Origin of the sequence: Phocaeicola faecicola (genome assembly GCF_013618865.1) — a bacterium.
In the GTDB taxonomy this organism is placed as follows: domain Bacteria; phylum Bacteroidota; class Bacteroidia; order Bacteroidales; family Bacteroidaceae; genus Phocaeicola; species Phocaeicola faecicola.
Genome location: NZ_JABSOE010000031.1, coordinates 45,832 through 53,778 on the forward strand (window position 1 = coordinate 45,832; position 7,947 = coordinate 53,778).

General features: G+C 42.0%; 4 protein-coding genes. All 4 read left to right on the forward strand.

What is annotated here, in order from left to right:
• The first annotated feature begins 741 nt into the window (after nucleotides 1–741).
• From H3001_RS10075 to H3001_RS10090, 4 genes are read left to right on the forward strand one after another with little or no spacing between them, the layout of a single operon-like run.
• Nucleotides 742–3,816, forward strand: coding sequence for a SusC/RagA family TonB-linked outer membrane protein (locus H3001_RS10075; protein WP_246368547.1), 3,075 nt, complete (start codon nucleotides 742–744; stop codon nucleotides 3,814–3,816).
• Between the two features lie 12 nt (nucleotides 3,817–3,828).
• Nucleotides 3,829–5,403: a RagB/SusD family nutrient uptake outer membrane protein gene (locus H3001_RS10080; RefSeq protein WP_181214821.1), complete on the forward strand. Its 1,575-nt coding sequence runs from the start codon at nucleotides 3,829–3,831 to the stop codon at nucleotides 5,401–5,403.
• 35 nt (nucleotides 5,404–5,438) lie between these two features.
• On the forward strand, nucleotides 5,439–6,539 hold the full coding sequence (locus tag H3001_RS10085; RefSeq protein ID WP_181214822.1) for a glycoside hydrolase family 18: 1,101 nt from the start codon (nucleotides 5,439–5,441) through the stop codon (nucleotides 6,537–6,539).
• A gap of 12 nt (nucleotides 6,540–6,551) precedes the next feature.
• Nucleotides 6,552–7,718: a DUF1735 and LamG domain-containing protein gene (locus H3001_RS10090; RefSeq protein ID WP_181214823.1), complete on the forward strand. Its 1,167-nt coding sequence runs from the start codon at nucleotides 6,552–6,554 to the stop codon at nucleotides 7,716–7,718.
• The last annotated feature ends 229 nt before the right edge of the window (nucleotides 7,719–7,947 follow it).

A 7,947-nucleotide genomic window follows, 5' to 3' on the forward strand; every position in this document is an offset into this window, starting at 1 on the left:
AAATACATAAATAAAATGAAAAACTAAAATAAACACACTCCCATTCCTCACACAAAATCCAAAGCAGATTAAAAAATAAGACTCCTATCAGCTGTATAAACCCATCTTGAGACATTCACATCAAACATCCTAACCAGTTCACAATACCATCTGCCCGTCATTTTATCAAAATGAGTCCGCAACATATTCGCCACTGAATTTTGTATATTTTAATAAAATCAAATGCACTTATTTAAAAATTTACCAATATAATTTACAATCCTACCATTTAATAGAATATATATACAATAAAAAAATTAAGTAAAATTATTGCTGTTTTTATGAAATATACATCCGATGCAGTCAATTAAAAGTCAATTGTAAAGTGACCCTGTCCAGAATATGTTTAAACAAATTCTCGTAAATACATCATTCTGAGGCAATCTTCCTATAATTTAAAGGATCAGATCTCAATAATCCATGAAAACATTCACAAAGACTAATGCACAAATATTAGCTTCAATAATATTTTTTCAAAAAAAAACCGGATATTAATAATTTATTAAAAATATCTTTCTTATATTTGTTTTGTTATAAAAAGATTTTAAAAAGAAATTCATGCTGTTGTCATAAAATAAAACAGCAAATTTAAGAAAGAGCCGAAATGTTAATCGCAAATCCTATCCTTTCCTCTGATTTGCCATACCAAAATACAGAAAGGAGAGATGACTAATAAACATTATTTTAACTAATTCTAAATCTATGAAACAGAGCAAATTATCACAACTCATGTTGCTCTTACTGATGACTCCTGGAGCAGTGACTTGGGCAGCTTCGAATGACAATTCGAACAGCAAGGTTTTACTATCACAGCAAGCGGACAAAATAACTACAAAAGGAGTCGTAGTAGACGCAAAAGGAGAGCCTCTTATTGGGGTTAGTATTTTGGAAAAAGGAACGACAAACGGCACAATCACAAATTTCGACGGTGAGTTCTCTCTTCAAGTTTCTCCCAATGCCATATTGGAACTTTCTTATATCGGTTATCAATCTCAAAGCCTGGCAGCCAAAGCTGATTTCGGTAAAATTACCATGAAAGAGGACACAGAGGTTTTGGATGAGGTCGTTGTTACCGCCTTGGGTATCAAACGTTCTGAAAAAGCCCTGAGCTACAATGTACAGCAGGTAAGTGGTGATGAGCTGACTACAGTGAAGGATGCCAACTTCATGAATTCACTGGCTGGTAAGGTAGCCGGTGTAAACATCAATGCATCTGCTTCCGGTGTCGGAGGTGCAACCCGTGTCGTAATGCGTGGTGTCAAATCTATCGCCAACAACAACAACGCTCTTTACGTAATCGACGGTGTACCTATCTTCAACACCAACAACGGTAGTACAGAAGGAGCTTATTCTACTCAGCCTAGAGGAGAAGGTATCTCAGACTTAAACCCTGACGATATTGAAAGCATGTCTGTATTGAGTGGTCCTTCAGCTGCAGCATTGTATGGTTCAGCCGCTTCTGCCGGAGTTATCTTGATTACTACCAAAAAAGGTAAAGAAGGAAAAGTAAGTGTGACTTTGTCAAACTCTACCACATTCTCTAATCCATTCTTTACTCCTAAGTTCCAGAACAGCTACCTGAATGTTCCTGGAAGCTTCTCATCCTGGGGTGAGAAAGCAAGTTCACCTTATGGAGACTATGACCCGATGGGATTCTTCCGTACAGGTACCAACATTCAGAACTCAGCTGCTCTTTCTGTAGGTAATGACAAGAATCAGACCTACCTGTCAGTGGGTACTACCAATGCAAACGGTATGTTGCCGAACAACGAGTACGAGCGTTACAACTTCACCAGCCGTAACACGACCAAATTCCTGAATGACAAGTTGACACTTGATGTAGGTTTCAGCTTCATCATCCAGAAAGACTTGAACCTTACCGCTCAGGGACAGTACTTTAACCCGTTGGCTGCCGTATATCTGTTCCCGAGAGGAGAAAACTTCGGTGCAGTTCAGGCATACGAGACCTTTGATACAGGTCGTAATATCTACACCCAGAACTGGCAGTGGGGTGACCAGGGCCTTCAGATGCAGAATCCTTATTGGATAATGAACAGAATGCCGCGTACCAACAAGAAACAGCGTTATATGGCAAATGCCAGCTTGAGATACGACATCACAGACTGGTTGAATGTAACAGGACGTGTCCGCATTGACAACTCTGCTACAGACTATGAAGAAAAGCGTTACGCTTCTACCAATACGTTGTTTGCAAGTACAAGCGGTTTCTACAAATATCATAAGACAGATGACCGTCAGGTATATGCCGATGTGATCGCAAACTTTACCAAGACATGGGAAAAATTCACATTGAATGCCAACGTGGGTGCCAGCACTACTCAGTTGAACTATAACAACTCTGGTTACCAGGGAGCATTGGGTGATATTCCTAACGTATTCAACTACTTCAACATCGACAAGAACGGTCGTGATACTTATCCTCTCTATGAAGGATGGAGCCAGCGTACCAACGCCTTGTTTGCCAGCGTAGAAGCAGGATGGAGAAACATGCTTTACCTGACAGTGACCGGACGTAACGACTGGGATTCAGCATTGATCAACACTCCTCACAAATCATTCTTCTATCCGTCAGTCGGACTTTCAGGTGTAATCTCTGAAATGGTCAAACTGCCAGAATGGTTCAGCTATTTGAAGGTAAGAGGTTCTTACGCTGTTGTGGGTACTTCTATTCCTAGAAACCTGACTTCTGCTTACAGTTACGAATGGGACGAAGCCACTGGCAAATGGCAGACCATGTCATACAAACCGCTGGGTGAACTTCTTCCTGAAAAGACTTATTCATGGGAAGCCGGTATCAATGCCCGTTTCTTTGACGGCCGCCTGAATCTGGACGCAACCTGGTATAGATCTGATACAAAGAACCAGACCATTGAAGTTCCGTTGTCTGCCACTTCCGGATATACCAAGATGTATTGCCAGTCTGGTAATGTACGCAACTGGGGTATGGAATTTGCATTAGGTTTCAACAATACATGGGGAGACTTCTCATGGAGTTCTAACTTGACATACAGCTTCAACAAGAATAAGGTTACTGAATTATTGAATGACTATGTAGACCCGGATACCGGCGAACACTACTCAGTTAATCTGATCGAAAAGGGAGGTATCGATGCTTGTCAGTACTTATTGACAGAAGGTGGTACAATGGGTGACCTGTATGTAAAGACAGCCTTGAAGCGCGACCAGAACGGTAACGTACTGATTGAAAACAACAACGTAGTACTTGAGACATTGAAGACTCCGAAGAAAGTAGGATCTGTATTGCCGAACGGAAACCTGGGCTTCAGAAACGACTTCACTTACAAAGGTATCAATTTAGGCTTTATGCTGTCTGCACGCTTCGGTGGTATCGTATTGTCACAGACACAGGCCTACATGGATAAATTCGGTGTATCTGAGACTACAGCCATTGCACGTGATAACGGAGGTGTTCCGGTTAATAACGGACTGGTAGATGCTGAAGCATACTATACCACTGTAGGTGGATCCAACGGTTTGCTGGAAGACTATGTATATGATGCAACCAATGTTCGCTTGCAGGAATTATCTTTGGGCTATACATTGCCGGCAAAATGGTTCAACGACGTTGTAAAAATCAATCTTTCTGTAGTAGGACGTAACTTGTGGATGATTTACTGCAAGGCTCCATTCGACCCAGAAGCAACCGCATCTACAGGAACCTATTATCAGGGACTTGATTATTTTATGCAGCCAAGCCAGAGAAGCTTTGGTTTCAATGTAAAAGTTCAATTCTAAATATATGATACTATGAATAAAAATAGATTAACACTCAATATATTAGCCTTTGGATTACTGATGCTAGGAACAAGTCCTCTTACATCATGTATCAGTGACGACTTGAACGATCCAAGAGGTAAGATATCAAAAGAAGACCTGGAAGGAGATAACTACGGACTCGGTGCGTTCTTCCTTCCGATGGAAGACCTTGTAGTTCCTGCACAGGAAAACCACTATCAGATGGCTGAAAACCTGATCGGTGACATCTACGGACGTTATATGATGTTTACCAATGACGGATGGAACTCTGCAAAGAATCCTCCTTTGTGCAACGTTCCTTCCGACTGGTATTCTGCTCCGTTCAGTTACATGGCTGAATTCTTCTCTTCTTACAATGAAGTAAAGAAACAAACCGAAGGAAACGGTACCAATTACGCCTGGGCACAAATCCTGAAGGTCAGCTTCATGCAGCGACTGACAGATACTTATGGTCCTATTCCGTACAAGAGCATCAACTCATCTTCATTGACAGTAGCCTACGATTCTCAAGAGGACGCTTATAAAGCCATGTTCGATGACCTGAATGCCGCTATCGAAGTATTGACTTCGTATGTACAAGCCAATCCGGGAGCAGCCCCAATGGCAAAATACGATAATGTATATTCAGGCAACTTCTCTCAATGGATCAAATATGCCAACTCATTGAAATTGCGTATGGCCATCCGTATCAGCAAAGCTTTGCCGGATTATGCAAAGCAGCAGGCTGAAGAGGCTGTCAAACACCCGATGGGCGTAATTACCAGCAATTCAGATAACGCAAGTTATTATTATGAAAAAGGAAACCCCATCAACGTAATGTGGGACAGCTACGGTGATGCCCGCATGTGTGCAGACATTTACTGCTACATGAACGGTTATAAGGACAAACGATTGGAAAAATACATGCAGAAACACACCGGAGAATGGCAGAATGTAGAATATGCAGCTATTCCTTCTGGAGTAAATGTAGATTTGCAGACCAATACAAAGAAGTATTCAGCTCCTAACTTTGCAAAGACTGACCGTCTGATGTGGCTGAATGCGGCAGAAGTAGCATTCTGTAGAGCAGAAGGTGCCTTACTGAACTGGAACGTAGGTGACGGAGGTACAGCTGCAAATGCTGAAACATTCTATAACCAGGGTATACAGCTTTCATTTGAACAGTGGAATGCATCCGGAGCTGCTGATTACATGGCTGATGAAACATCGGTTCCTGCCAATTATGTAGACCCGGCCGGAAAACATAAGGCAATGAGTGCACCGACAAAGATGACAATCAAATGGAACGACTCTGCCAGTGAAAATGAAAAGCTGGAACGCATTATGATTCAGAAATGGATTGCATTGTATCCGCTTGGTCAGGAAGCCTGGAGTGAAATCCGCCGTACAGGATATCCTAAAGTATTCAATCTGCAGGAAAGTGCAAGAGATGGAATCAGAACCGTTCCTAACCGCTTGCCGTTCTCTTACAATGAATACAACAACAACCCGACCAACATGCCAGGTGCATTACAGTTGTTAGGTGGTGAGGATAATTACGCAACTAAATTGTGGTGGCAGAAGTAATTTAATAACAAGACCTTAATAAAATAATAAGAAATATGAGACACTTCTTAAATAAAATATTGGTTCCGATATTTGGACTTGGTTTAGTAGCTACTTCTTGTAGTGACTGGACAGAATTAGAGCCTAAGTATGCAAAAGACCTGACACAAACAGACAGATCTGAAGAATACTACGAAGCATTAAGAGCTTACAAACAATCTGATCACGCCGTAGCCTTTGGCTGGTACGGTAATGTAACCGGTATTGGAGTAAACCTGGAAAACTGCCTGGCCGGACTGCCTGACAGTGTTGACTTCGTATCACTCTGGGGAGGCTGGAAAGGAATGACTCCAGAAGTACAGAAAGACTTGAAGTTTGTACAGACTGTCAAAGGAACAAAAGCATTGGCCTGCTGTATTATCATGGAAATGGGTGACCAGATCACTCCGGAAGAGCACAATGCAACCCGTGAAGACCGCCACAGATTCTGGGGATGGGTAGACGGTGATGAAGAAGCCATCAAAGCTTCTATCGTAAGATTCGCCAATGCCTTTGCCGATACCATCGACAAATACAACCTGGATGGTTTCGATCTGGACTGGGAACCTTCATACGCACAGCCGTTTGAAACAAATAAAGAAATGTGTAAGAACGGACGTATCAAGATTTTCCTGCAGACATTGATTGACCGCGGTTTGGGAGCACGTGCCGGAAAAGGCAAATTACTTGTAATCGACGGTGAACCTGAGCACAGTGAAATTCCGGCAGAAATGGGTAAAGACTTTAACTATTTCATCGGACAAGCATACGGTTCATGGGGAGACAGCGATTTGGATGGTCGCTTATCACGTATTATCTCTCACTACGAAGGTGTATTAACTCCTGAAGAATGTGCGAAAAAGTTCATTGTCTGTGAAAACTTCGAAAGTTACGCACAAACCGGTGGAGTCAGCGGTTACTATGACCGTGACGGAAATGGCCCGTATCAATCATTGGAAGGTATGGCACGCTGGAAACCCAAATACCAGGATCAGATTTTCTCAAGAAGCGGTGGTGTAGGTACATTCCATATGGAATATGAATACACTGTAAGCGGAATGTCTGGAAATTATCCATTCCTGCGCAAAGCCATTCAAATTATGAATCCATCAAAATAATAAGCGGAAACTATGAAGTCTTTATATTCAAAAATAGGAATCTGGACTCTGGGGATAATGTCCCTGGCGTTCACAGCATGTGACAATGCCGATTACAAGGCTGTCGATAGCGGAATCTATCTGGCAGAAACCAACACCAATGCCTTGGTTGGAAAGAAAATCATTTCAAGTGAAGACGGTAGCTACAGTTTTTCAATTACCCCGCGTTCTGTTGGACCAGTGGCAGAAGATGTAACTCTCCGTGTAGGTCTTGACCAGAATTTCTTAAACGTGTACAACCAGAGAAACGGAACGGATTTGACATCTGTTCCTGATGACTGGGTTGAGTTTTCATCCAATGAAGTTGTACTGAAAGCCGGAGAAACATTGGCTTCCAGCATTACCGTAAATGTCAAAGCCCTTTCATCAGAAATGATAGCCAGCGGTAAGAAATACGTAGTTCCGGTTGGTATCATAGATGCAAGCGGTATGTCAATGATTGCAGATGCCAACTCAATCGTATATCGTCTGGAAAGCCTTCCTATCGCTGACGTACCTATTGTCAACTCACGCAACAATATAAAGTTCAACATGCGCCAGGACTATGCTCTTACACAGTGGACTGTTGAATTCTGCGTAAACATGGACTTGCTCGGACAGAACATTGGACAGTATAACAACCAGGCCATGTTCTCAGCCAGTGCACCTGACGGAATGGACGGTGAAATCTACACCCGTTTTGGTGATGCGCCGATTAAAGGTAATATCTTCCAGATCAAGAACCAGGGTACTCAGATGAACTCTAATACAGAGTTTGCAATGAATACCTGGTACCACATTGCACTGGTTTGTGATGGTGCAAACATCTATATGTATATCAACGGCGAATTGGACAACCAGCTGGCTGTAACCGGTAAAGTAACCAACTTGAGCAAAGACAAGTTCCAGTTCGGAAACACCGATTACCTGAAAGCCAATGCCAAAGTAGCTGAAGTCAGATTCTGGACTATACCTCGTTCACAGACTCAGATCAAGGAAAACATGTATTCTGTAGATCCGACAACAGATGGCCTGGAAGCATACTGGAAGATGAACGAAGGTTCAGGAAATGAATTTAAAGACTGGACAGGCCATGGTAATAACGCTGTGTCTAAGGGTAATACTCAGTGGGCAGAAAACGAACGTCTGGATGGTAAATAATCCATCGTCATCGTATTCAAATACGAGATGAAAAAACAACCAGATACAAGATGGGATTTCAATCGCATCTATCTGAAAACATGGATTAAAAACCTATAACCTAAAAGAGGCTGTCTCAAAATAAACTTGAGATGGCCTCTATTGTTTCATCTCAGATTGGATTCATTCGAATTTTTCTAAAGAGAGAAGTTTATAAGCTTAGTTTTGAAGATTTTATCCTTTCAAACTG

Excerpts from the sequence above, each read along its gene's own strand:
- H3001_RS10075 (WP_246368547.1), top strand. The coding sequence starts at position 742 with ATGAAACAGAGCAAATTATCACAACTCATGTTGCTCTTACTGATGACT.
- H3001_RS10080 (WP_181214821.1), top strand. The coding sequence starts at position 3,829 with ATGAATAAAAATAGATTAACACTCAATATATTAGCCTTTGGATTACTG.
- H3001_RS10085 (WP_181214822.1), top strand. The coding sequence starts at position 5,439 with ATGAGACACTTCTTAAATAAAATATTGGTTCCGATATTTGGACTTGGT.
- H3001_RS10090 (WP_181214823.1), top strand. The coding sequence starts at position 6,552 with ATGAAGTCTTTATATTCAAAAATAGGAATCTGGACTCTGGGGATAATG.